This window comes from Streptosporangium sp. NBC_01639, assembly GCF_045209755.1.
Lineage (GTDB): Bacteria > Actinomycetota > Actinomycetes > Streptosporangiales > Streptosporangiaceae > Streptosporangium.
On record NZ_CP109272.1, the window covers coordinates 300,926 to 325,316 of the forward strand.

General features: G+C 71.0%; 22 protein-coding genes. 8 read left to right on the top strand and 14 right to left on the bottom strand.

Features of this window, described 5'->3' with window-relative positions:
- Positions 1–147 precede the first annotated feature (147 nt).
- Positions 148–1,470, bottom strand: coding sequence for a lanthionine synthetase LanC family protein (locus tag OHA77_RS01455; RefSeq protein ID WP_406315528.1), 1,323 nt, complete (start codon positions 1,468–1,470; stop codon positions 148–150).
- Between the two features lie 231 nt (positions 1,471–1,701).
- On the opposite strand from OHA77_RS01455, the gene OHA77_RS01460 reads away from it, so the two are divergent.
- Together OHA77_RS01460 and OHA77_RS01465 are read left to right on the top strand one after the other, a co-directional pair.
- Positions 1,702–2,442 (top strand): GntR family transcriptional regulator, encoded by a 741-nt coding sequence (locus OHA77_RS01460; protein ID WP_326822486.1) that lies wholly within the window; start codon positions 1,702–1,704, stop codon positions 2,440–2,442.
- Between the two features lie 190 nt (positions 2,443–2,632).
- Positions 2,633–4,918, top strand: a complete 2,286-nt coding sequence (locus OHA77_RS01465) for an AAA family ATPase (RefSeq protein ID WP_406315530.1) — start codon at positions 2,633–2,635, stop codon at positions 4,916–4,918.
- Here OHA77_RS01465 and OHA77_RS01470 read toward each other — a convergent pair.
- The 10 genes from OHA77_RS01470 to menB all read right to left on the bottom strand — a co-directional run bounded on the left by OHA77_RS01470 (position 4,900) and on the right by menB (position 17,128).
- The gene (locus OHA77_RS01470) at positions 4,900–6,516 is read right to left on the bottom strand and encodes an FAD-dependent oxidoreductase (protein ID WP_406315532.1); all 1,617 of its coding nucleotides are present in this window, start codon (positions 6,514–6,516) and stop codon (positions 4,900–4,902) included. The two genes, OHA77_RS01465 and OHA77_RS01470, sit on opposite strands and share 19 nt — an antisense overlap.
- A 100-nt stretch (positions 6,517–6,616) precedes the next feature.
- Entirely contained in the window at positions 6,617–9,223 is a 2,607-nt protein-coding gene (gene clpB, locus OHA77_RS01475) for an ATP-dependent chaperone ClpB (protein WP_406315533.1), read from the bottom strand.
- Positions 9,214–9,525: a chaperone modulator CbpM gene (locus OHA77_RS01480; RefSeq protein WP_406315535.1), complete on the bottom strand. Its 312-nt coding sequence runs from the start codon at positions 9,523–9,525 to the stop codon at positions 9,214–9,216. The genes clpB and OHA77_RS01480 overlap by 10 nt, the downstream gene beginning before the upstream one ends.
- Positions 9,526–9,571: 46 nt before the next feature.
- Positions 9,572–10,522: a DnaJ C-terminal domain-containing protein gene (locus OHA77_RS01485; RefSeq protein WP_406315537.1), complete on the bottom strand. Its 951-nt coding sequence runs from the start codon at positions 10,520–10,522 to the stop codon at positions 9,572–9,574.
- On the bottom strand, positions 10,522–11,025 hold the full coding sequence (locus OHA77_RS01490; protein WP_406315539.1) for a nucleotide exchange factor GrpE: 504 nt from the start codon (positions 11,023–11,025) through the stop codon (positions 10,522–10,524). The genes OHA77_RS01485 and OHA77_RS01490 overlap by 1 nt, the downstream gene beginning before the upstream one ends.
- On the bottom strand, positions 11,018–12,919 hold the full coding sequence (dnaK, locus tag OHA77_RS01495) for a molecular chaperone DnaK (protein ID WP_406315541.1): 1,902 nt from the start codon (positions 12,917–12,919) through the stop codon (positions 11,018–11,020). The genes OHA77_RS01490 and dnaK overlap by 8 nt, the downstream gene beginning before the upstream one ends.
- Positions 12,920–13,121: 202 nt before the next feature.
- Positions 13,122–13,628, bottom strand: a complete 507-nt coding sequence (locus OHA77_RS01500; protein WP_406315543.1) for a general stress protein — start codon at positions 13,626–13,628, stop codon at positions 13,122–13,124.
- 78 nt (positions 13,629–13,706) lie between these two features.
- On the bottom strand, positions 13,707–14,342 hold the full coding sequence (locus tag OHA77_RS01505) for a DedA family protein (protein WP_406315545.1): 636 nt from the start codon (positions 14,340–14,342) through the stop codon (positions 13,707–13,709).
- Positions 14,343–14,530: 188 nt separating this feature from the next.
- Entirely contained in the window at positions 14,531–16,186 is a 1,656-nt protein-coding gene (gene menD / locus OHA77_RS01510; RefSeq protein ID WP_406315546.1) for a 2-succinyl-5-enolpyruvyl-6-hydroxy-3-cyclohexene-1-carboxylic-acid synthase, read from the bottom strand.
- A gap of 114 nt (positions 16,187–16,300) precedes the next feature.
- The gene (menB, locus tag OHA77_RS01515; RefSeq protein WP_406319970.1) at positions 16,301–17,128 is read right to left on the bottom strand and encodes a 1,4-dihydroxy-2-naphthoyl-CoA synthase; all 828 of its coding nucleotides are present in this window, start codon (positions 17,126–17,128) and stop codon (positions 16,301–16,303) included.
- Between the two features lie 155 nt (positions 17,129–17,283).
- On the opposite strand from menB, the gene OHA77_RS01520 reads away from it, so the two are divergent.
- From OHA77_RS01520 to OHA77_RS01530, 3 genes are all read left to right on the top strand, one after another.
- Positions 17,284–18,459, top strand: a complete 1,176-nt coding sequence (locus OHA77_RS01520; RefSeq protein WP_406315548.1) for an AMP-binding protein — start codon at positions 17,284–17,286, stop codon at positions 18,457–18,459.
- A gap of 48 nt (positions 18,460–18,507) precedes the next feature.
- On the top strand, positions 18,508–18,861 hold the full coding sequence (locus tag OHA77_RS01525) for a hypothetical protein (RefSeq protein WP_406315550.1): 354 nt from the start codon (positions 18,508–18,510) through the stop codon (positions 18,859–18,861).
- A gap of 186 nt (positions 18,862–19,047) precedes the next feature.
- The gene (locus OHA77_RS01530; protein ID WP_406315552.1) at positions 19,048–20,397 is read left to right on the top strand and encodes an RNA polymerase sigma factor; all 1,350 of its coding nucleotides are present in this window, start codon (positions 19,048–19,050) and stop codon (positions 20,395–20,397) included.
- 192 nt (positions 20,398–20,589) lie between these two features.
- On the opposite strand, the gene OHA77_RS01535 is transcribed toward OHA77_RS01530, so the two are convergent.
- Positions 20,590–20,991, bottom strand: a complete 402-nt coding sequence (locus tag OHA77_RS01535; RefSeq protein WP_326822472.1) for a hypothetical protein — start codon at positions 20,989–20,991, stop codon at positions 20,590–20,592.
- Positions 20,992–21,141: 150 nt separating this feature from the next.
- On the opposite strand from OHA77_RS01535, the gene OHA77_RS01540 reads away from it, so the two are divergent.
- Entirely contained in the window at positions 21,142–21,738 is a 597-nt protein-coding gene (locus tag OHA77_RS01540) for a TetR/AcrR family transcriptional regulator C-terminal domain-containing protein (protein ID WP_406315554.1), read from the top strand.
- Positions 21,739–22,136: 398 nt separating this feature from the next.
- Positions 22,137–22,328: a DUF5999 family protein gene (locus OHA77_RS01545; protein ID WP_012890661.1), complete on the top strand. Its 192-nt coding sequence runs from the start codon at positions 22,137–22,139 to the stop codon at positions 22,326–22,328.
- A 3-nt stretch (positions 22,329–22,331) separates the two neighbouring features.
- Here OHA77_RS01545 and OHA77_RS01550 read toward each other — a convergent pair whose 3' ends face one another.
- On the bottom strand, positions 22,332–22,937 hold the full coding sequence (locus OHA77_RS01550; protein WP_406319971.1) for an alpha/beta family hydrolase: 606 nt from the start codon (positions 22,935–22,937) through the stop codon (positions 22,332–22,334).
- Between the two features lie 82 nt (positions 22,938–23,019).
- Here OHA77_RS01550 and OHA77_RS01555 point away from each other — a divergent pair, with 82 nt between their 5' ends.
- Positions 23,020–23,397 (top strand): hypothetical protein, encoded by a 378-nt coding sequence (locus OHA77_RS01555; protein WP_406315556.1) that lies wholly within the window; start codon positions 23,020–23,022, stop codon positions 23,395–23,397.
- Between the two features lie 97 nt (positions 23,398–23,494).
- Here the strand turns inward: OHA77_RS01555 and OHA77_RS01560 are convergent, their stop codons facing one another.
- Positions 23,495–24,277: a hypothetical protein gene (locus tag OHA77_RS01560; protein WP_406315558.1), complete on the bottom strand. Its 783-nt coding sequence runs from the start codon at positions 24,275–24,277 to the stop codon at positions 23,495–23,497.
- Positions 24,278–24,391: the final 114 nt, after the last annotated feature.

Sequence of the window (24,391 nt, forward strand, 5' to 3'; positions counted from 1 at the left end):
CGTAGGCAATGCTTGCGTCTTACTCATAGGAAATCACCAATCCTGGTCACGAGTTTGATCGCCTTTTGACGGCCGATTGGACCGGATCGCTTTCGGCGTCTCACCCGCCGTGGCGCGTGCCGCCGGATCCGGACGGGGGGCGTTCGCTCACATGCGGCGGAGCGGTGTGGCGGGTAAGGGAATGGCCGGAAAGGGGTTGTCGGGGGGCAGCACAAGCCGCCGGACCTCATGCGGGCGGGTGGCGGCGTCCAGGTGGAGCAGAGCCGCCCCGATCCCCGCCGCGCCGACCATGTAACCCGTGTCGGCGGTGACCTCCCCGGGGCGTAGCCGGCGATAAGCCTGGTACCACCGGGAGCCCCGCCCGTCGTGCCGGGTGGCCCGGCCGATCAGGTCCGCCCCCAGTTCGTGGGCGAACTCCAGATGCGTCTCGCGGCCGGTCGCCGACCAGAGCCCCACGAACAGCTCCACCAGACCCGCCGCGCCGCAGCACTGGCACGCCACGTTCCAGTGGCCCGCCGTCTGACGGCCGGGAGCGCCGCTGCGGACGATCCCGGTGGCCAGCCGTTCCATCCAGTCGAGGTCCCCGGCGTCGCCCGCCACCCGGTACAGCTCGTAGAACATCCGCGCCACCCCGGCGGAGCCGGAGCAGAATCCCAGGTAGTGCAGGTCGCGGCCCTGCGGGAGGTGGTGCGGGACCATCGCGCACCGCTGGGTCACGGTGCTGACCGCCCGGACGAAGTCGGCCCCTCGCCGGGCCGCCTTCAGGAAGCCGGCCTGTCCGGTCAGCCCGTACAGGCGGGCGAGCAGGAAGGCCGTGCCCGCCGTACCGGACAGGAAGCCGGGCGTGACCGCGTCCAGTGGCAGGTCGGCGTAGGCGCCGTGACCGAACCGGTGGCCGGGTACGGCGAGCGAGGCGATGCGTGTGCCCGCCTCGACGGCGATCTCCTGGTAGGCGGGGACGCCCAGGATCCCGGCGGCGTGCAGAAGTCCCAGGATGATCCCGCCGTCGCCGCGCTGCGCCGGATCACCGGTCCAGCCGAGACCGCCGTCGACGGAGCGGGCGCTGCGCACGATGTGGTCGGCGATGGCACCGGCCTCGACCTCGAAGGCGCCGTCGCCGGTGACCCACCCCGTCTCGGCGAGCACGAACATCACCCCCGCCAGACCGTGGTGGAGGGAGAGGTCGGCCTGCTCCCGCCAGGTGGCGGCCAGATAGCGGGCCCCGGCCACGGCGTCGTCGAGGTATCCGTCGTCTCCGGTGGCGGCGGCGAGTTCGAGGAAGAACAGGACGACGCCGGCCGCCCCGGAGTACAGCGACAGGGGCTGGCCGGGCACGGCACCCCGGCCCCGCGGGTCGGGATTCGCCTGCCAGTGCCTTCCCTGAGCGTCGTCCACGGCCGCGGAGCGGATCCAGCGCGCGGCGTCGACGGCGGTGCGCAACGGGCTCTCGGCCCCCGGCTCCGGGCTCATGGCGGCTCCTTCGTACGACCAGACCACCACCATACCCCCATTTCCTACATGATCAATAGGTAATACCCGGGGGGACGATGCCGACAGTGATCCCCGAGCACACGGGCAGGGTACTACGCCGGTCGCCCTCCAGCTGGATCAATGGCGGCATCGGAGCGGTGGATCGAGGTTTGTCAGGACATTCTGATGTCCGCTAACCTGCTCACGGGGCGTGTCCATGGGAGGTAGTTGATGACCGCGAACCTCGCCATCGATCTGGACCGGTCCAGCCCGGTGCCACTGTACTTCCAGGTGGCCGAGCAGATCTCCGAGGCCATCCAGCGCGGTGACCTCGCCCCGGGGTCCCGGCTGGACAACGAGATCCTGCTCGCCGACCGGCTCGGGCTCTCCCGTCCGACCGTCCGCCAGGCGATCCAGTATCTCGTCGACAAGGGCCTGCTGGTCCGTAAGCGCGGTGTCGGCACCCAGGTGGTGCACGGCCAGGTGAAGCGCTCGGTCGAGCTCACCAGCCTCTACGACGACCTGCGCAGGGCGGGCCAGGAACCGGCCACCCGGGTGGTGGTCCTGGAATCCGGGCCCGCGGACGAAAGGATGGCCGCCATCCTCGGCGTCGACCCCGGCACCGAGGTGCTGCACGTGGAACGGATCCGGTACGCCGCCGGGGAGCCGCTCGCCCTGCTGCACAACTGGCTGCCCGCCGGCCTGGCCCCGCTGACCACCGGGAGCCTCCAGGAGCGTGGGCTGTATGAGCTGCTCCGCTCGGCCGGGGTGCGGATGCGGGTGGCCAACCAGCGCATGGGAGCACGCGCGGCCACCGCCACCGAGGCCAGGCTGCTCGACGAACGCCGCGGCGCGCCTTTGCTCACCATGCTCCGCACCACCTACGACGACCAGGGAAGGGCGGTGGAGCACGGCTCCCACGTCTACCGCGCCTCCCACTACTCCCTTGAGGTCACGCTCATCGAGCGTTGAGCACCCCGTCACCGGCCCTGCGGTCCCGGTGACCGGCCAACCGTCTTAATCAACCCTTTGAGGATTAAATTCGTAAAAAGGGCATTGAGCTGGGTAGTTCTTCCGATGGAGTGTTCCGCCCCCCGGGACGTGGTGTCAGAAATCATCGGACAGAAAGCTGAGCCCATGATCCCAGATCTGGGAGAAGACGATGCGCGGCCGGGGGCCTGAGTGGGCGACGGTCCTCCGTCTGCTGGGGGCCGTCGCCGACCCGACCGGCAACGTGGTGCTCGTGGAGGGCGAACCGGGGATAGGGAAGAGCCTGCTGCTCGCGGAGGCGGCGGCCATCGCGGCGTCACGGGGGACGGCGGTCGCGACCGGCCGGGCCGACGAGCTGGGACGGCTGATGCCACTGGGGCCGCTGCTCTGGGCACTGGAGGAGTCGCCGGCCGCGGTCGTCATCAGGAACGACTTCCCCGACGGACCGGGCCTGCTGATGTGGCTGGCCGAGCAGGTGCGGACCGCGCTGGAGCGGCGGACGGACGAAGGGCCGCTGCTGGTGACCATGGACGATCTCCAGTGGGCCGATCCCGCCACTCTCATGGCCCTGCGGACGCTGCCGTCCCGGCTGGCCTCCCGCCCGCTGGCGTGGCTCCTGGCCCGGCGCACCACGTGCGGCCACGGTGACTGCGACCGGCTGTTCGACCTCCTGGAGGAGGAGGGGGCCGTCCGGATCCCGCTGTCCCCCCTCGACGACGGCGCCGTGGCCGAGGTCGTCGGCGACGCCCTGAACGCGGCTCCCGGAGAGGAGCTGGCGGCCCTGGCGGCTCAGGCCGGCGGCAACCCGTTCCTGCTGCTCGAACTCCTGACCGGGCTACGGGAGGAGGACGCCGTACGGGTGAGCTCGGATCTGGCCCGGCTGACCGGGACGTCGCTCCCCCGGCGCGTCCACGCCGCCGTCCGGCGACGCCTCGACGAGGTGAGCCCCAGGACCCGGTACCTGCTGGAGGCGACCGCGGTGCTGGGACGCTCGTTCTCACCGGCGTACGCGGCCGAGATGCTCGGCGAGACCCCGGCCTCGTTGCTTCCTGCCCTGGAGGAGGCGCTGGCGGCCGGAGTGCTCGTCGCCATGCCCGACGAGCTGGCGTTCCGGCATGAGCTGGTATGGCGGTCGATCGTCGAGACGGTGCCCGCGCCGGTACAGCAGGCGTTGCACCATCAGCTCGGAAGGAGCTTCCCCGGCCGCCCGGTTCCTCGACGGCAGCACCCGGCCGGCGCCGCCGCCGACACGCTCGTGGTCTTGTCCATGATCGCGTGGGATGAGGGCAGGCTCTCGCGCGCACTGGACCTGGCCCGGGAGGCCGCCGAGCTGCCGAGCGGCGAGGGCCATCCGCAGCCGAGGGCCGTCCTGACCACGATGCTGACCGACCTGTGGCTGCTCGACGAGGCGGAGTCGATGCTGGCGAGCACCGAGGCGGAGGCCGTGGGACAGCCGATGTGGAGCGCCGAGATCCCCGTCCTGCGTGCCCGCCTTGACCTGGCCGCCGGCAGGTTCGGCAGCGCGATCGAACAGGCGGAGGCCGGGCTGACCACCGCCGACACCATGGGTGCCCCGCTTCTCGCGTCCTCGGCTCTGTCGGTCCTGGGCACCGCCTCGCTGCGGGTGGGTGACCTTCCCCGGGCGATCAGATATCTGGAGGACGACCAGGCCAGGGGCCCGCAGGGCGCGCCGCCGTACACGCGGCTGCGGTCGGAGCTGACGGCCGGGCGGATCAGGGAGGCTCACGGCGGGGCGGCGAGCGGGATGAGCTCGCTCAGCGGGGTCTACGACGCGCTGCCCCGGCGTACCGGAGCACTGAGCAGCGAGCCCACGGCCGCGGCCTGGCTGGTGCGGATGGCGATGGCCGTGCGGGACGGGCACCGGGCCGACGCCGTGGTGGACGCGGCCGAGGACATCGCCTGGCGCAATCCCCGGCTGCCCGGCCTCTCGGTGGCCGCCGTCCACGCCCGCGGCCTCCGCGACCGCGACCCGGAGGCGCTGGGCCTGGCCGTGGCCGAGCACACCGGCCCGTGGGCCAGGGCCTCCGCGGCGGAGGATCTCGGCGTGCTGCTCGGCGTGGACGCCGGCAACCGGGACCTCGCCGTCGACAGTCTCGACAGCGCGCTCTCCTGCTACGCCTCGGTCGGCGCGGTCCGCGACGTGGCGCGGGTACGGGGCCGGCTGCGGGTGCTGGGCGAGCGGCGCCGTCACTGGACCCGGACCGATCACCCCGTGTCGGGATGGGCCAGCCTCACCGGTACCGAGCGTGCCGTCTGCGATCTCGTCGCCCAGGGACTGACCAACCGGCAGGCCGCCGGGCAGATGTTCATCAGCGAGCACACCGTCGCCTTCCACCTGCGTCAGGTCTTCCGCAAACTGTGCATCCACTCACGTGTCGAACTGGCCCGGCTCTCCGTTCAGGAGAGCATCCATCAGGATCAGCGCACTTCCCCCTGACGCGTGAAGTGCTCGTGGATCAACCGGATCGCCATGGAGCCCTCCCCCACCGCGGAGGCGACCCGCTTGACCGACTGGCTTCTGACGTCGCCCACCGCGAAGATCCCCGGCAGGCTGGTCTCCAGAGGCAGGCCGTCGGGGAAGCCGGTGAGGACGAATCCCTTGTCGTCGAGGGCGATCTCGGAGGCGAGCCAGGCGGTGCAGGGATCGGCGCCGATGAAGACGAACACGGCCCGCGTGTCCAGGCGCAGCCGCTGCCCGGCGTGCGTGTCCTCGGCCACGACGGCTTCCAGCGCACGGGTGCCGAGGAACTCGCGCACCTCGGTATGGAGCATCACCTCCACCTTGGAGTTGTTCTCGATCCGGTCGATGAGATAGCGCGACATGCTCTTCGCGAGGTCGTCACCGCGGACGAGCAGGCGCACCGACGCGGCGTGCTCGGACAGGAAGATCGTCGCCTGTCCCGCCGAGTTCCCGCCGCCCACGACCACCACCGGCTCGCCCCGGCAGAACCCGGCCTCGGTCAGGGTCGCGGCGTAGTAGATCCCGTAGCCCTCGAAGTCCGCCAGCCGTGGCACGTCGAGCTTGCGGTAGCGCGCCCCGGTGGCGAGCACGACCGTGCGGCCCTCGATCGAGGGCGCGTCGCGCAGCCCGACGACGTAGTGCCCGTCCTGCCGCTTGAGTGAGGTGGCCTCGGCGGGCACACCGAGATGCGCGCCGAACTTCCTGGCCTGGATGACGGCCCGCTCGGCGAGCTCCCCACCGGGGATCCCGGCGGGGAAGCCGAGGTAGTTCTCGATGCACGACGAGGTGCCCGCCTGCCCGCCGATCGCGACCGCGTCGAGCACCACGGTGCGCAATCCCTCCGACGCCCCGTACACCCCGGCGGCCAGACCCGCCGGCCCGGCCCCCACGATGACGAGGTCGAAGACGTCCTCCGGCACGGACGGCGCCGGCAGGCCGACGGCGTGGGCCAGTGCGGCGTTGCTGGGATTGCGCAGGACCTGGGTCCCGCCCAGGATCACGACCGGCGTCTCGGCCGCCGGTATGCCGAGGTTGTGCACCAGCGCCTCGGCCGCCTTGTCCTCCTCCAGATCGATCCACCGGTACGGGAATCTGTTGCGGGCGACGAACTGCCGCAGCCGCCGGGTGTCCGGCGAGTAGCGGGAGCCGATGATCCTCAGCCCCGCCCCGCTGCTGATGAGCATCGAGCGGCGGATCATGAAGGCCCGCAGGATCAGATCCCCCAGTTCCGGATCGTGGGTGACGATCTGCCGCAGGCGCCAGGTGGGGACCGCCAGGACCTCGCCCGCCTCGCAGACGACCACCGTCGTGAACTCCTTCTGGCCGGTGAGCATCCCGAGCTCGCCGAGGAAACGGCCCGGCCCGTGTACCCGCGCGACCCGCTCGTCCTGGATGACCGCCACCTTCCCCGACAGGATGACGAAGAAGTCGGAGCCGCTCTCGCCCTCACGGAGCAGGACGTCACCCGTCCGGGTGGGCTTCCGGACTCCGTAGGGTGCGAACCTGGCGATCTGCTCGTCGCCCAGCCGGGGAAAGGCCCCGTGGTGATCGGGTGTCTCGGCGAACGCGTCCATGTCAACCGCTCCCCCGTTCCGCCGACGCGACCGCGGGCGTCCTGTTCTTCTGCCCGCGGTTCCTGCACTGCACGATGTTCGCCGGCATGCCCGCTTCTCCTCATCCGTAGGTGACGACGAGCTCGCCCTGGGCCAGATCGACCCGGACCACGCCGCCCTCGTCCACGGCACCGGTGAGCAGTGCGCGCCCGATACGGGTCTCGACCTCCCTGGCGATGAACCGGCGCAGCGGGCGCGCGCCGTACACCGGGTCGTATCCCCGCTCGGCGATGTACGCACGCGCCTCGGCGGACACCTCCAGCCCCACCCCCCGCTCGTCGAGCCGCGTCCGCAACTCACCGAACATCAGCTCGACGATGCGCTCGATCTCCTGCAGGGTGAGCGGCTTGAAGATCACGATGTCGTCGATCCGGTTGAGGAACTCCGGGCGGAAGTGCGAACGCAGCTCCGCCATGACCTGCTCCTGGGCGTCGTGCTTGATCTCCCCGCTCGGCGTGACGCCTTCCAGGAGATACATGGAGCCGAGGTTGGAGGTCATGATGAGGACGGTGTTGCGGAAGTCGACGGTCCTGCCCTGCGCGTCGGTGAGCCGCCCGTCATCCAGGACCTGCAACAACGTGTTGAAAACGTCCGGATGGGCCTTCTCCACCTCGTCGAAGAGCACCACCGAGTACGGCTTGCGCCGTACGGCCTCGGTGAGCTGGCCGCCCTCGTCGTATCCGACATAACCGGGGGGAGCGCCGACGAGCCGGCTGACCGTGTGACGCTCCTGGTACTCGCTCATGTCGATGCGGACCATGTTGTCCTCGGTGTCGAACAACGCCGCCGCGAGCGCCTTGGCCAGCTCGGTCTTGCCCACCCCCGTCGGCCCCAGGAAGATGAACGACCCGATCGGGCGGCGCGGGTCCTTGATGCCGGAGCGGGCCCTGATGACGGCGTCGGCCACCAGCCGCACCGCCTCGTCCTGGCCGATCACCCGCTCGTGCAGGATCTCGTCCAGCCGGAGCAGCTTCTCCCGCTCCCCTTCCTGCAGGCGGTTCACCGGGATGCCGGTCCACCTGGAGACGATCATCGCGATCTCGTCCTCGGTCACGACCTCACGGAGCAGCCGCCCGGCGCCCTGCTTGGCCCGCAGGCGCTCCTCCTCGGCCTGCAGGCGCCGTTCGAGCTCGGGCAGCCGGCCGTGCCGCAGCTCGGCGGCGCGGTTGAGGTCGTAGTCGCGTTCGGCGCGCTCGGCCTCGGTGCGTACGTGCTCTATCTCCTCGCGCAGGGTCTGGACCGCGCGCAGCACCTGCCGCTCAGCCTCCCACTGCGCCCGCATGGCGTCGGCCTCGGCCCGCAGATCGGCGAGTTCCCTGCGCAGTTCCTCCAGCCGGGACCTGCTCGGCTGGTCCTCCTCCTTGGCCAGCGCGGCCTCCTCGATCTCCAGCCGCATCACCCTGCGGGTGAGCTCGTCGAGCTCGGCGGGCATCGAGTCGATCTCCGTACGGAGCATCGCGCACGCCTCGTCCACCAGATCGATGGCCTTGTCGGGGAGGAACCGGTCGGAGATGTAACGGTGGCTCAGCACGACGGCGGCCACCAGCGCGGCGTCCTGGATCGTCACGCCGTGGAAGACCTCAAGCCGCTCGCGCAGGCCGCGCAGGATGGAGACGGCGTCCTCGACCGAGGGCTCGTCGACCATCACCGGTTGGAACCGCCGCTCCAGAGCGGCGTCCTTCTCGATGTACTTGCGATACTCCTGCAGGGTCGTCGCCCCGATCATGTGCAGCTCGCCCCGGGCCAGCATGGGCTTGAGCATGTTGCCCGCGTCCATGGAGCCCTCGGCCGCGCCCGCGCCCACGACCGTGTGCACCTCGTCGACGAAGAGCAGGATCCGCCCCTCGGCGGCCACCACCTCGGTGAGCACCGCCTTGAGACGTTCCTCGAACTCGCCCCGGTACTTGGCGCCGGCCACCAAAGCGCCCATGTCGAGGCTGAAGACCGTCTTGTCCCTGAGCCCCTCGGGCACGTCCCCGTTGCTGATCCGCTGGGCGAGACCCTCGACGATGGCGGTCTTGCCGACTCCGGGGTCGCCGACCAGGACCGGATTGTTCTTGGACTTGCGGGACAGGATCTGGATGGTACGGCGGATCTCGCTGTCGCGCCCGATGACGGGATCGAGCTTGCCCGCGGCGGCGTCGGCGACCAGGTCCCGCCCGTACTTCGCCAATGCCTCGTAGGCGACCTCGGGCATCGCCGAGGTGACCCGCTGGTTGCCACGGACCGCGGTGAGCTCCCTGAGGAAGGCGTCCCTGGTCAGCTGCTGCTGGTGGAGCAGCCGCCCGGCGGCGGTCTCACCACCCTCCTCCAGCAGGGCGACGAGCAGGTGCTCCACCGAGACGTACTCGTCCTTGAGACGGTCGGCCTCCCTCTTGGCGGTTTCGAGCAGACGCGACAGGCGCTGGGTCACGCGGACCTGACCGGGGTCGACCCCGGGTCCGCTGACCCGGGGCCGGCGGCTCAACTCGGCCTCCAGATCGGCGATGAGCCGCTCCAGATCGATGTCGGCCTGGACGAGCAGGCGAGGGATCAGACCCTCCGGCTGGTCGAGCAGCGCCAGCAGCAGGTGCTCACCGTCGACCTCGGTATGACCGAAACGAAGAGCCTTGGTCTGCGCGTCGTGCAGCGCCTCCTGCGACTTCTGGGTCAGCTGGTTCACGTCCACTGCGGGCCTCCTGTGATGCGGGAACGATTGCGCTGGGCCGTCTCCAGCTCCGCGATGCGGTCGAGCAGGTCGACCACCAGGCCGAGTGCGGCGTAGTTGAGCGCGAACCCCGCGCGCAGACGCTGAATCCGCGCCATGGCGTGCACCTGGGGCACCGGGAACCACAGGGCTCCGGCCGCGTCGGACTGCGCGTCGAGCACGCCCAGGGCGACAAGGCGCCGCACCAGATCCGGGTGCGTCCCGGTGACCCGGGCGAACGACTCCAGGTCCAGCCGCTGCGGCCGGGTGAGGGCATAGATCATCGCCGCCTCCTCGGAACGGACCACCCGTTTCCCATGGGCGGTCGGGTCATCGCCGCCTCCTCGGATCGAAGGCCGAGATCGCGGCCAACTGCTCGAACAATCGCCGTTCCTCGTCCGACAGAGTGTGCGGAACCACGATCTTCACCTCGGCGAACAGGTCTCCCGGCGTGCCGCGCGGGTTCGGCATCCCCCGGCCGCGCAGCCGCAGTCTCCTGCCGCTGGAGGTCCCGGGCGGCACCTTCACCTTGGCGTCGCCGCCCGGGGTGTCGACGGCGACGGACGCGCCGAGCGCCGCCTCCCACGGGCTGATCGGGAGCTGGACGTGGATGTCACGCCCCTCGACCCGGTAACGGGAGTGCGGCGTGATCCTGACGATCAGGTACAGGTCTCCCGCGGCGGCACCCTCGCTGCCCCGGCCACCCTGCCCGGCCAGCCGGATGCGCTGCCCGTCGGTCACTCCCGCCGGAATGTTGACATCGATCCGGCGGCCCCCCACGGTGATCGAGCGGCGACCGCCCCGGTAGGCCTCCTCCACGGTCAACGTGATCTCGGCCTCCTGGTCGGCGCCGGGGATCGGCCCCCAGCCCCGCCCCGCCCGGCCCGCCCGCCCCGCCCGGCCGGAGAACAGCCCTTCCAGGAGATCCTCGAAGTCGACCCCCTCCCCGAAGCCCGCCGGCCCGCCCGGGCCCGCTCCCGCTCCGGCTCCGGCCCGTCTGCCCCGCCCGGCTCTGGCATGCGCCCAGGTCTCCGGGTCCACGTCCTCGGGCACCTGGCGGAAATCAGCGCCGAACGCGTCGTAGCGGCGGCGCGTCTCGGGATCGGACAGGACGCTGTACGCCTCGGAGATCTCCTTGAAGCGGTCCTCGGCACCCGGGTCCTTGTTGACGTCGGGGTGGTAGGTCCGCGCGAGCTTGCGGTAGGCGCGCTGGATCTCCTCCTGGCTCGCGCCTTTCGGCACCCCGAGGCTCTCGTAGAAGTCTCGGGTCGTGGTGGCCATCATTCCTCCTTGGCCACCACGACCAGCGCGGGCCGCAGCTGCTGTTCACCGTCTCCGTAGGCGGGCCGCACCACGTGGAGGACCGTCCCCTCGGGCACGCCCTCCTGCGCGAGCGTGGCCACCGCCTCGTGCCTGGCCGGGTCGAACTCCGTACCGGCGTCATCACGGCGCGGGAACCCCAGCCGGGCGAGCACGTCCACCGCCTGGTCCCTGATCGCCCGCAACCCCTCGACGATGGCGGACGGATCGCCTTCGACGTGCTCCAGCGCGCGTTCCAGGTTGTCCAGCACGGGCAGCCATTCGGCGGCCGCCCGCGCCCGCTCCTCGGCCCGTACCCGGTCCGCGTCGCGACTGACGCGCTTGCGCAGGTTGTCCAGGTCGGCCAGGGCACGCCGCCACCGGTCCTCCAGATCGGTGCTCCGGGCCTGGAGCTCGGCCACGTCCGGGGGCGCGTCCTCGGCGGTCCCCGGGACGGCCTCCTCCCGCTCGGATGCGTCACTCATCGGTCGTGAACTCCGCGTCGATGACGTCGTCGTCCCCGCTCCCGCCCTGAGCGCCCTGGCTCCCCTGGGCTCCCTGGGCGCTCCCGGCCGGCTGACCGGCGGAGACGGCGGCGAGACTCTGGTAGATCTGCTGCAGCTCGGAGGTCAGGGACCGGAGCCGGTCGAGCGGTGCGTCCTGCTGCTTGACCGCCTCACGGGCGTCGTTCACCAGCATCTCCGCCCGCGCCTTCTCATGGACGGGCACCGCGTCCCCCAGCTCGTTCAGCCGCCGCTCCACCTGGTAGGCGGCGCTGTCTAGCTCGTTTCGCGCGTCGACCGTCTGCCGCAGCCGCATGTCCTCGTCACGGTGCTGCTCGGCGTCGGAGACCATGCGCTCGACCTCGCTCTGGTCGAGGGTGGAGCTCTCGCTGATGGTGATGCGCTGTTCGGCGCCCGTGTCCTTGTCCTTGGCCGAGACGTTCACGATGCCGTTCGCGTCGACGTCGAAGGTCACCTCCACCTGGGGTTCGCCACGCGGCGCGGGCCTGATGTTCTCCAGCCGGAACCGGCCCAGCACCCGGTTGTCGGCGGCGCGCTCGCGCTCCCCCTGAAGCACCACGACGTCGACGGCGCCCTGGTTGTCCTCGGCGGTGCTGAACACCTCGGTACGGCGGGCGGGGATCGTCGTGTTGCGCTCGATGACCTTGGTCATGATCCCGCCGAGTGTCTCGATGCCGAGCGAGAGCGGCGTCACGTCCAGCAGGACGACGTCCTGAAGTTCGCCCTTGATGACGGCCGCCTGCACCGCGGCGCCCAGCGCCACGACCTCGTCGGGATTGACCGTCATGTTCGGCTCCTTGCCGCCGGTCATCCGGCGGACAAGGTTCTGCACGGCGGGCATCCTGGTCGAACCGCCCACCAGGATCACCTCGTCGATGTCGTTGGAGGTGAGTTTGGCGTCGGCCATCGCCTGCTCGACCGGTCCCTTGCAGCGTTCCAGGAGATCGGCGGTGATCTCCTCGAAGGTCGCCCGCCGCAGCGTGGTGTTCAGGTGCTTGGGCCCCGAGGCGTCCGCCGTGATGAAGGGCAGGCTGATCTGCGTCTGGGCGACCGAGGACAACTCGACCTTGGCCTTCTCCGCCGCCTCGAACAGCCGTTGCAGCGCCTGGGGGTCGCCGCGCAGGTCGATGCCGGTGTCCCGCTGGAACTCGTCGGCGAGATAGTCGACGATGCGCCGATCGAAGTCGTCACCGCCCAGGTGGGTGTCACCCGAGGTCGACCGTACCTCGACGACGCCGTCGCCGATGGTGAGGATGCTGACGTCGAACGTCCCGCCGCCCAGGTCGAAGACCAGCACGGTCTCGTTCTCCTTGCGGTCCAGTCCGTAGGCGAGGGCGGCCGCGGTCGGCTCGTTGACGATCCGCAGCACTTCCAGGCCCGCGATCTTCCCGGCGTCCTTGGTCGCCTGGCGCTGGGAATCGTTGAAGTAGGCGGGCACCGTGATGACGGCCTCGGTCACCTTCTCCCCGAGGAACTTCGAGGCGTCGTCGACGAGTTTGCGCAGCACCTGCGCGGCGATCTCCTCCGGCGCGTACTCCTTGCCGTGAACCTTGAAGCGCACCGCCCCGTCCGGCCCGGCCACCACGTCGAACGACACGGCGTTCATCTCGCTGGTGACCTCGTCGTAACGGCGTCCGATGAACCGCTTGGCCGAATAGATCGTCCCCTTGGGGTTGAGGATGGCCTGGCGCCTGGCCAGCTGCCCGACCAGGCGCTCGCCCTGCTCGGTGAAGGCCACGACCGACGGCGTCGTCCGGGATCCCTCGGCGTTGGGGATGACCGTGGGCTGGTTGCCCTCCATCGTGGCGATCACCGAGTTGGTGGTACCGAGGTCGATCCCGACAGCTCTAGCCATGCTGACCTCCCATGTGGGCTCTACTGCCGAGACTCGTCGTCCGGCGTGCCTGCCACATCCTCAGACCTGGTAGTTCTGTTCCTCCATGAGCCGGGTGCCCGGTGGTGGGTGGAGGCGGCCTCGGCGGTGCCCGGCGGGAGATCGGTCAGGCCGACCTGAACCTCCGCCCCCGGAGGTCCTCCCCGGTCACGGGGCCGCGCCGCTAGAACTGCGGGGCCTGGGGCGTGGGAGTCTGCGGAACACCGGTCTGGGAAGTGCCGACATTGAGGAGCCTGCGTGCCTCCGCCGCGTGGTCGGCCGCGACGATGATCTCGTAACGGTTGGCGACTATCGCGCTGGACGACAGGAAGTCCCGCTTGCCGCCGGTCATCGCGTGACCGATCAATCCGAAGATCGCCCCCGCGATGGCGCCCCAGATGAGTGCCCACAGCACCAGGAGGAAGGGGAACCGCCCGGGAGTGAAGATGGCGAGGAACAGGCCGATCAGCAGGCCGATCCACGCGCCCGTCGCGGCCCCCATCCCGGCCGCGCGCAAATAGGTCAGTCGCCCGAGCACGTTTTCGACGAGCCGGAGATCGACTCCGACGATACTGGTGTGCTCGACCGGGAACCGCTGGTCCGACAGGCTGTCCACGGCCCGCTGGGCCTCTTCGTAGGTGCCGTAGGTCGCCACCGTTTCACGGGCGGTCAGAGTGGGCTCAGGTCGCATGACGCTTCCCTTCACGATGAGTGATACTCCCTCACCGTGACCGCATCACTGCGGATCGCACATCCCCAGACCTGGTAGTCACCCCGCCGCCGTGGACTCCCCGCTCTCCTGGCCGACCAGCCTGGCGGCCCGGCGCTTGACGATCAGCGTGGTCGTGACGCCGAGCAGCACGGCGAGCCCCAGCCCGACCCAGGAGAAGCCCTTGAGCCACTTCTCGGCGACCCTGCCCAGGTAGTAGATGACGGCGGTGGTCCCGCCCGCCCAGGCGATCCCGCCGAGCACGTTGGCGGTGAGGAATCTCCAGTACGGCATGCGGAGGGCTCCGGCGAGCGGACCGGCCAGGATCCGCAACAGCGCGATGAACCGGCCGAAGAACACCGTCCACATGCCGTACCGGTGGAAGTAGTGCCCCGCCTTGGCGATGTGGGCCGGCCCGAAGTGCTTGGGGAACCTGCGCCCCAGCCTGTCGAACAGGGGCTGGCCGCCCTTGCGGCCGATGGCGTAGCCGATGGAGTCGCCGATGACGGCCCCGGCGCTGGCGGAGATCCCGACCCAGAGCGGATCGACCACTCCCTGCGCCGCCAGCAGCGCCGAGCTGACCAGAACGATCTCCCCGGGCAGCGGGATGCCCAGGCTCTCCACCCCGATCACCAGTCCGACCAGGGCACAGACCCACACGGGAGGAATCGCCTGAAGCCATTCGTCGACATGCATGACCGCCACCTTATTCCGTCGGCCCGGCTCCTCCTGCCCCGATGCCGGGCCGTGGCGGAAGGCGCAGGTCACCGCCGGGCACGATCCCGCAGACCGGCCTCGGCGAACGGGACCAACCGGCCTGCTCCTCGCCGCCTACGTCGGGGCGGCCGTGCTCGCCGCCCGCCTGAGCGGCCTGCGCCGCGAGGTCACCCGGCCCCGTGGATCGCGGTGGAGGCCGCGTCACGCATCATGGAGTGCAGCACCGCGTTGGACTCCCGCTCGGTGCGGACCTCCACCACGCGCGGCCCCTCCCCGCGCAGTGCCTTGGACAGCTGGTCGGGACCGTCGACGAAGGTGTACGGAGTGCCGGTGGAGGCGGCCACGTGGGCCAGGTCCACCCCGTGACCGGTGCCGAAGAGCCTCTCGAACGGGTCGCGCAGCGCCGCCTGGGGCAGCAGCGAGAAGATCCCGCCGCCGTCGTTGTTCACGACGACCACGCACAGGTCGGGACGGGGCTCGCGGGGACCGAGGATCAGGCCGTTCTGGTCGTGCAGGAAGGTCAGGTCGCCCATCAGGGCGTAAGCGGGACCGTTGTGCGCCAGGGCCGCGCCCATCGCGGTGGACACCACGCCGTCGATCCCGGCGCTGCCCCGGTTGGCCAGGATCCGCAGCCCCCGGCGGGGGCGCATCGCCTGGTCGAGGTCGCGGATCGGCATGGAGGAGCCGGAGAACAGCAGCGATCCGTTGGGTAGCAGGTCCGCCAGGTCACGGGCCAGCCGGGGCTCGCTGAACCCGGCGCCGTCCAGCACCTCGTCGACCGCGGCCCTGGCCGCGCCGTCGGCGCGACGCCAGGAGTGCAGCCAGGCGTCGTCTCCGGCCGCGACCGTGATCTCCACCGCCTGGGCCACCTGGGTGGCCGAGCGGGTCGGATCGGGCCAGCGGGTCAGGTCGGGGGCGACCACGATGTGCTCGTCGGCGTGCCTCAGCCAGTTCAGCAGGGGCCGCGACAGGCCGGGGCGCCCCAGGGTCACCACCAGCTCGGGCCGGTGCCGGTCGGCGAACTCGGGGGTGCCGAGCAGGAAGTGGTAGGCCGACATGGCGTGGTCGCCGTAGCGAGCGTTGCCGTTCGGCTCCGACAGCACCGGCCATCCGGCCATGCCCGCCGCCGCGACGTACCTGCGCACGTTGGACGCGCCGTCCCCGACGACCAGCACGCCCCGCCTGGTCGGCGGCAGGTGCAGCGCCACCGCCGGGGGCGCCACCCGCGCCCGGACCCAGGGGCCGCCGGCGTCGCCCTCCAGGGACTCGCACCAGGAGGCGTCGCCGTCCGGGACCAGCGGTTCACGGAAGGCCACATTCAGGTGGACCGGGCCGGGGTCGAACGGTCCCAGCGACCGCTGGTAGGCGCGGCAGGCCAGCGACCGCCAGTAGGCGACCTGGCCGGGCCGGTCCTCGGGCACCCCGACCTCGCTGAACCAGCGGACCGCCGTGCCGTACAGCTTGATCTGGTCGACGGTCTGGCTGGCTCCGGTGTCCCGCAACTCGGGAGGGCGGTCGGCGGTCAGCAGCAGCAGCGGCACCCCCGACTCGTGGGCCTCGATGACCGCAGGGTGGAAGTTCGCCGTCGCGGTGCCGGAGGTGCAGATCAGGGCGACCGGCCGCTCACTCCGCCGGGCCAGGCCCAGGGCGAGGAAGGAGGCTGAGCGCTCGTCGATGCGCACGTGCAGCCGGATCCGGCTGTCGGCGTGCACGGCCAGGGCCAGCGGCGTCGAGCGCGAACCGGGCGCGAGCACCACGTCCGTCAGGCCGCAGCGCACCAGTTCGTCGACCAGCACCGTCGCGAGCGCGGTGGCGGGGTTCAACCGCACTGCCTCCTCTAGCCATCGCACCCGGGCGGGTGCTTCCATCTCACGGGGGCTGCGGCCGCCAGGTCCGTCCTGCGACGGCACCCAGCGGATCCAGCCCCTTCTGCGTCGTTATGGGCGGCGCGGGAACTTGCCGAACTCGGGGGCGCGCTTCTCCTTGAAGGCGTCGCGGCCCTCCTGCGCCTCCTCGCTCATGTAGTAGAGCAGAGTGGCGTCGCCGGCGAACTGCTGCATGCCCGCGGCCCCGTCGGTCACCGCATTCAGGGCGCCCTTGAGCATGCGCAGCGCCAGCGGCGACTTCTCCAGCATCTCCCGGGCCCAGGAGACCGTCTCCTCCTCAAGCCGTTCGAGGGGGACGACCGCGTTGACCAGGCCCCAGTTCAGGGCGGTCTGCGCATCGTACTGGCGGCACAGGTACCAGATCTCGCGGGCCCGCTTCAGTCCGACGGTCTCGGCCAGCAGCCAGGAGCCGTAACCGCCGTCGAACGAGCCGACCTTGGGGCCGGTCTGGCCGAAGACCGCGTTCTCGGCGGCGATGGACAGGTCGCAGCAGACGTGCAGCACGTGGCCACCGCCGATGGCGTATCCCGCGATCATCGCGATGACCGGCTTGGGGCAGCGGCGGATCTGCACCTGCAGGTCGAGCACGTTGAGCCGGCCCACGTGCGGGGTGGACTTGTCGACGTAACCGTCGTTGCCGCGGATCTTCTGGTCGCCGCCGGAGCAGAAGGCCCTGTCCCCCGCACCGGTGAAGATGATCACTCCGACCTCGGAGTCCTCCTGGGCGACGTTGAAGGCGTTCTTGAGCTCGAAGAGCGTCGTCGGACGGAACGCGTTGTGCCGCTCCGGCCGGTTGATCGTGATCTTCGCGATGCCGTCGGCCGTCTCGTAGACGATGTCCTCGTAGTCGCCCGACCGCTTCCAGTCGGCGGCGCGCACCTGGACGCTCGCCGGCACGGGCCTCGCCTCACCCGCCACCCGCTCGCTCGTGCCCGGCTCGACCCGCTCCGTGCTCACGATCGTTTCGCCCCTCTCAGCTGCGCCGGGTCCGCCCGGCCGTCCTCTGGCTTGTCGGCACTAACCTTACGACTGTGATGACAGGTTCCGTGCACCCGGAGCGACCTTCCCCGTCGAGGGAGTTGCACGCCGCCGTGCTGCCGCCCGGACCCGAGCTGTTCTCCGCCGTCGCGGCGGCGCTCGACGGCGAGGGCCCGGCCGTGCTGCCGATCTCTCCCGACCTGCCCGCGCGGGCACTGCGCGCCACGCTCGACGCGTTACGCCCCACCCACGTCAACGGGATACCGCAGGAGGGAGGTGTGGGGGTGCCCCCCGAGGTGGCCGTGGTCATCGCCACCAGCGGCTCGACCGGCACCCCCAAAGGGGTCCAGCTCTCGGCCGCCGCCCTGCGCGCCTCGGCCGCGGCATCGCTGCGCCGCCTGGACGCCCGCCCCGGCGAACGCTGGCTCTGCTGCCTGCCGCCCTCCCACGTCTCGGGACTGCAGGTGCTGGTCAGGTCGCTGCTGAGCGAGACGGAGCCGATCGTGCACGACGGCTTCTCTCCCGAGGCGGTGCTCACCAGCGGCGCCGAGCACGTCTCGCTGGTGCCGACCCAGCTCCGCCGGCTGCTCTCCGCGGATCTGTCGGTTTTCCGGACGATCCTGCTGGGCGGCGCCGCGGCTCCCGCGGACCTGCTCGCGGCCGCCCGTACCGCCGGTGCGCGGGTGGTCACCACGTACGGCATGAGCGAGACCTCCGGCGGGTGCGTCTACGACGGCGAGCCCCTTTACAACGTAGATCTAAAGATCGGCGACGACGGCCGGATCCGCCTCGCCGGTCCCATGCTGTTCTCCGGCTACCGGCTCCGCCCCGACCTCACCGACGCCGTCCGCGACGGCGACTGGTTCCTCACCTCCGACCTCGGCACCCTGGCCGACGGGCGGCTGCGCGTGCTGGGCCGGGCCGACGACGTCGTCAACACCGGTGGCGAGAAGGTCGTCGCCGCGGCCGTGGCCGCCGTCGTGGCCGAACATCCCGCGATCACCGACGCCGTCGTGGTCGGCCGTCCCGACCCCGAATGGGGCGAGCGGGTGGTCGCCGTCGTGGTCTCCCCCGCACCCCCGTCCCTGGCCGAGCTCCGCGCCTTCGCCAAGGAGCGGCTGCCCGCCTACGCCGCCCCCGCCGAGCTGGTCGTCCTCCCCGAGATACCGCTTCTGCCCAATGGCAAACCGGACCTTGCGGGCCTCCGTTATGGTCTTCAACGGGAACCATAAGGTGCTTTCGCACGTCCAACAGACAGCCGAAGCAGGAAGGAGGGCCCGATGAACGTCACCCGCAGGACATGGATCTCCGCAGGCATCGTCAGCGTGATCCTCGCCGGCGGCATATCCGTCGCGGCGGCGGCCTCGGCGGGCGGGACCGGCCGGGGCGAGGACCCCGTCGCCCCCGCGGTGGAAGGCAACCAGCCCGTCCCCACGGACGCACCGGCCGCGCAGCGGCCGTCCGAGGCCCCGCCCTCACCGGAGACGACTGCGCCCGCTGAGGACTATGTGGTCTCCAAGGACGTCAACCCCGACCCGCGGCAGGCCGGGCGCTACTGGACCGAACAGCGCCTCGAGAACGCCGACCCGCTGCCCATGCCGGCGATCGAAGGCAATGTGAACGTCACTCGATAGCCCCGCCAGGCACCCGGGAAGGGTGGATCGCGGCCGCCGCGATCCACCCATCATATTTTCCCCGTCAAGTCGGGAACAGAAAGTTCTTGATTGGGGTTATTGATACGGGTGCGCAGAGCGGCCCCCTCGCCGCCTCACCCCCCACAATCTGCAAACAGACGACTCCGTGTTGGAGGAGGTGTCCTCATGCCCCAAACCGCCGCTGCGGCCTCACCTGAGGCCCCGACGACCCTTGATCAGCTCATTGACCGAGGGCGAGACCAGGGCCACCTTTCCCTCGCGGAGCTGCGCCGTGCCTTCGCGGAGGCAGGGATCAGCCCGACCGAGGGCAGGTCGATTCTGCGGGAGCTCACCGAGGCGGGCGTCAGCCTGGCAGCCGAGAACGAGCCCACGCTCGCCGCCTCGGCCAAGAAGCCGGCGGCCAAGACCGCCACCCGCAAGACGACCGCCCGCAAGACGAAGGCCGCTTCGGCGAAGAAGAGCGCCGCCGAGGAGAAGTCGGCCACCGCCCGCACCGAGACCCCGGCCCAGGGCGTCAAGCCGGAGGCCGACGACGAGGAGTGGACGGGTCCCGACGAGGCCGAGCTGGAGGCCGAGCCGACCATGGACCTGGACGACCAGTCCTCGGTCATGGGCGACTCGGTGCACACCTACCTCAAGTCGATCGGCCGCCGCACCCTGCTGACCGCCGCGCAGGAGGTCGAGCTCGCCAAGAGGATCGAGGCCGGCCTGTACGCCGAGGCCAAGCTGGAGGCCGAGCCGGGGCTGTCCGCCGCTGTGCGCGACGACCTGGAGTGGGTGGCCGACGACGGCCGCCGCGCCAAGGATCACATGCTGGAGGCCAACCTCCGGCTGGTGGTCTCGGTGGCGAAGAAGTACACCGACCGTGGCATGGCCCTGCTCGACGTGGTCCAGGAGGGCAATCTCGGCCTGATCCGCGCGGTGGAGAAGTTCGACTACACCAAGGGCTACAAGTTCTCCACCTACGCCATGTGGTGGATCCGCCAGGCCATCCAGCGCGGCTTCGCCGACTCCGCCCGCACCATCCGCCTCCCCGTCCATGTGCTGGAGATGCTCTCCAAGCTGTCCCGCATCGAGCGCGACATGCACCAGCGTCTCGGGCGTGAGCCCACGCCCGAGGAGCTCGCGGTCGAGCTGGACAAGACTCCCGACCAGATCGAGGAGCTGCTCCGCACCAGCCGCCAGCCGATCAGTCTCAACGCCACGATCGGCGAGGACGGCGAGACCACCATCGGCGACCTCATCGAGGACGTCGACTCGCCCGAGGCCTCGGAGGTGGTGGACCGCCAGCTCCTCGGCGAGCAGCTGCGGGGCGTGCTCGGCAACCTCTCCCCCAGGGAGGCCAAGATCATGGCCCTGCGCTTCGGCCTCGTCGACGGCAAGCCCCACACTCTTGACGAGATCGGCAAGCACCTCGGTCTGACCCGCGAGCGCATCCGTCAGCTGGAGAAGGAGTCCCTCTCCAAGCTGCGCCATCCCAGCAACACCCGTCCGCTGCTCGACTGGGCCAGCTGACCGGGCAAGCCGACCGGCCCTGCGAGGCGCCGCCGCGACCCGTTCGCGGCGGCGCCCTGTCTTGTCCTGTCCCGGGACCTCACCGTGTCTTTCCCGGGATCTCACCCGCCCCGGGCCCGCCGGAAAAAGAACACCCACCGCGAAGCTACGCGGTGGGTGCCGGGAGGCGATCGCTCCGGGAACGGGCCGTGGTCAGCGGGCGGACGCGGTCACCGGCCGCGGGACGCGGGCGATGCCGGTCAGGCGGTTCTGCTCGCGCAGGGTGCGCAGCCGGTTGACCTCGTCGGTCCATTCGGCGCCCTTCGGGGTGGCCCTGCCCTTGCGGCGGCGGATCCGGTCGTCGTAGGACTTCACGCCGAACGTCGCCCGCTGGCTGGCCTCGGCCGCGCGCAACGCGTCGGTCAGCGCCCGGTCCAGCGCCAGGCCCGCGGCCCGGCGCTCCTCGGCGGAGGCAGAGGTCTCCTGCACCCGCCGCAACGCGACCTCCGCCGCGCGCGCCTTCTCCAGGAACTCGGGGAAGCTCTTCCCGACCTCCTGGTCAGCGTGGTAGCGAACCTCCGCCTCCCGGCTCACGCTCGGTCGGAAAAACGCCATCGTCTGCCCTCTCTCACCCAACGCCGGGCATTCCCCGGCAGATCACAGCCCGTAGCTTACGCCGCCCACTCTCCGCTTACACACTCAGGCGGCGCCCTGCCCGGCGCGCCCTCCTTTACGCAGTAAGGCCACTGATGGCAGGATGACCTCATGCCAGCGAAGCGACCGCCCGTTCCGCTCTCCCGCGAGCGCATCATCGAGGCGGCACTGCACATCGCCGACAGCCAGGGGCTACGGCGCCTGACGATGCGGCGCCTGGGTGACGCGCTCCAGGTCGAGGCGATGGCGATCTACCACCATCTGCCGCGCGGCAAGGACGCCCTCATGGACGCCCTCGCCGAACACGTCACCTCCATCCACGTCGAGCCCGGCGAGACATGGCAGGACAGCGCGAGGGCATGGTGCCGGGCGAGCCGGGCCGCGTTGAGAGAGCATCCCGGAGTGCTGGCGCTGGCGCTCACCAAGCCGGCCAAGGGCCGTACCGCGATCGCCGTACGGGAGCAGACCGATCAGCTCACCGACGCGGGGCTCGCCGACGCGGCGCGGGCCGTGCGGGCGCTGCGGGCCTACGTCTTCGGCGCGGTGGCGGTGGAGGTGCAGCAGTCCGGCTGGGCCGAACCGGCGGATGACGACGACCCCTGGGTTCCCCCGTCGAAGGGCGGTGGCAGCGCGGCGGCCGACGATGATTTCGAGCTGGGCCTGGACGCGCTCCTGAGCGGGCTGGCCACTTCACAGCCGACGTCATGAAAAGGCAATCGATCGTTTACCGGCCCGACGGCGTGTCGCACTTGGCCTGATATCAGCCCATGAGGCATGCTGTGTCGTAGGTCACACCCCCATCACGGCCCGAAGAACTCACCCTTTCCGCGTTCGTAAACAGTCCTAACGGGCTATGTCGCCGGGTGCGACCAGATCCCACACTTGTGCGTGCGGTCAGATCCGCATGCACAAGAAGGCGATCTGATGGCATGATCGATCTTGCTTGATGTGCGGGCCTCACCCAGCCCGAGGCGCGCACGGCCATATGTCAACCCAGCTGCTCGTCCCCCCGCACTGGTGGGAACGGAGTCCCATCGGTGACGGTGCCCGCCGGTCGCCCGATGCCGATTCCAGCGAGCCGACAAAAGAGATCCGGAGGCACGCCGATGTGCCCGCACCAGCCGTCCTGTCCGTCCGCCGAGGCGCTGGACCGCGAAGCCGCCCGCACGATGGCAGCCCACCCCGAGCAGGGATGGAGCCTGCTCTGCAACGGTGTGGTGCTGTTCGAGGACACCGGCGAGCTGCTGCCCGACGGCGCCGTCATCGAGCCGCACCGGCCGCTGGCCGGCGTGGCCTGACCATCACGCCGATCCTGGCCGCATCCTCGCCCCGAGCCACTCGGCGACGACCTCGCCCACGCGGGCGGGGTCCTTCTTGAGATCATGGCCCTCCCCCGGCAGCACCACCAGGCGTGCGACGTCCGCCGCCGCGGGCACACCGAACGGGTCGCGGTCTCCGTTGACCACCAGCACATCCACGCCTGCCGCGCGCAACTCCCCGGCGCGAGACCGCTCCGGCCTGCCCGGCGGGTGCAGCGGGAAGGCCAGTGCGACGACCGCGTCGGCCCGGACCTCCGGGGCCGTACGGCAGGCGACCCGGGCTCCGTTACTCCGCCCTCCCTGCACGAGCGGCAGGCCCGGATAGCGTCCCTGAAGCTCGCCCACCAGCGCCGCCCACGCCTCGTCCTGCTTCACCGCCGAGCCCGGAGCACGGGCGCCCCGCATCCGGAACGGCTGGAGCACCCGCGCGACCACCCCGCCGATCCCCGCCGCCGCATCCCGTACGGCCAGCAGATCCGGGACGTCCACTCCCCCGGCCGAACCATGGGTGAGCACCAGCAGAAACCGCGGGTCGGCGACCTCGTCGATCTCCGCCACGGCCGGGCCGTGCGGCGTCGTGATCTCCATGAGAGACGCGGCGCTCCGGGTGGACACAGATTTCGTCCTAACGACTGATGCCGGGAGACACGTGCGGGCGGATAATCGGAGCGTGCAGGACAACCAAGATATCCGACAGGACATGCGCGCCACCATCGAGGCCCGGCGGGAGCTCGGCCCCGACTACGAGACCGCGCTGGTGGACTCCTTCGTGGACCGCCTCGACGCCACCATCGCCGCTCGCGTGCGTGCCGAGATGCAGCTCACCGGAGGCCGGCCCTACCGGGAGCCCCACCCCGGGCAGGGGCACCAGCGGCGCAGGAGCGGCAACGGCTCCATCCCGATCGCCCTGGGCTCGCTGGGCATCGGCGTCCCGCTGACCGCCATCGCGGCGAACACCGCGGGCACCGCGGGGCTGCTGCTGGCCTGGGGCGGCATCGTCGCGATCAACTTCGCCCACGCGCTCAGCCGCTGGCGCAGCCGCGACTGAGCGGCGACCGGCACCTGGACCACCGCCCGCATCCGCCACCTCGAAGTGCGGGCAGCGGTCCCCGCACGGGAACGCGACAGGGGCTCGCGGGCGGCCGTCAGGCGTCGCGGTTCAACCGGAGGCGGACGTCTTCGGCGAGGCCCTCGTCAGCGCTGTCCAGACCGTAGCGCCACACCTGCTCGGCGTCCTCGTCGCGGCCTCTCAGCGGCAGTGTGCGGGCCAGCAGCTCGATGGCCAGCGCGCCGGTCTCGACGTCACCGCCCTCCTCGATCGCCCCGGCGAACTCCGCGCACGCCAGTTCGAGGTGGGCGATGCCGAGCAGCACCCGCAGCCTCGGCACCTCGGCCACATCCGGCACCGCGAGCGCCTCCAGGAGCACCCCGGCGGCCTCGCCCGCCTCCTGCTCCTCCAGCAGGAGCTCGGCCAGCCGCTGCGCGGCGCTGGAGGCGATCTCCGGATCGGCGGTGGCCAGCGCGGCCCGCAGAGCCTCCTCCGCCTCCCGGCGTCCCAATGCGAGCCTGGCGAGGGCCAGGTGGGCCACGGGGACGTAGGAGGGGTTTCCGACGCCGAGAGCGGCCTGCCAGGCGGCTCGGGCCTGGTCGAGCAGGCCCTCCTGCTCGAAGCTCCGGGCGAGCAGGCAGGCGGCCTGCGCGGCGAACTCAGGATGACCGGTCGCCAGCGCGGTGCGCGCCGCCGCACGGGCGCCCGCCACGTCTTCTCGCTCCTGGAGCACCACCGCCAGCCCGACCGCGGCCTGCGCCCGATCAGGCTCCGCCGGGTCGGCGGCCAGTCCGGCGAAGATCGTAGCCGCGCCGTCCAGGTCACCGCTCTCGGCCAGTTTCCGCGCGGTCTCCAATGGACGCGTGTCCACCTCTGGCATGCAGGGTCCTTCCCCCGGTAAAGGAATACCCCGAGCCTAACGACTCGGGGCCATGCCCGTCCCCGTATGCACGCTGAAATACATATGTGGTGAAATACGGCCCGCGCGGTGGAA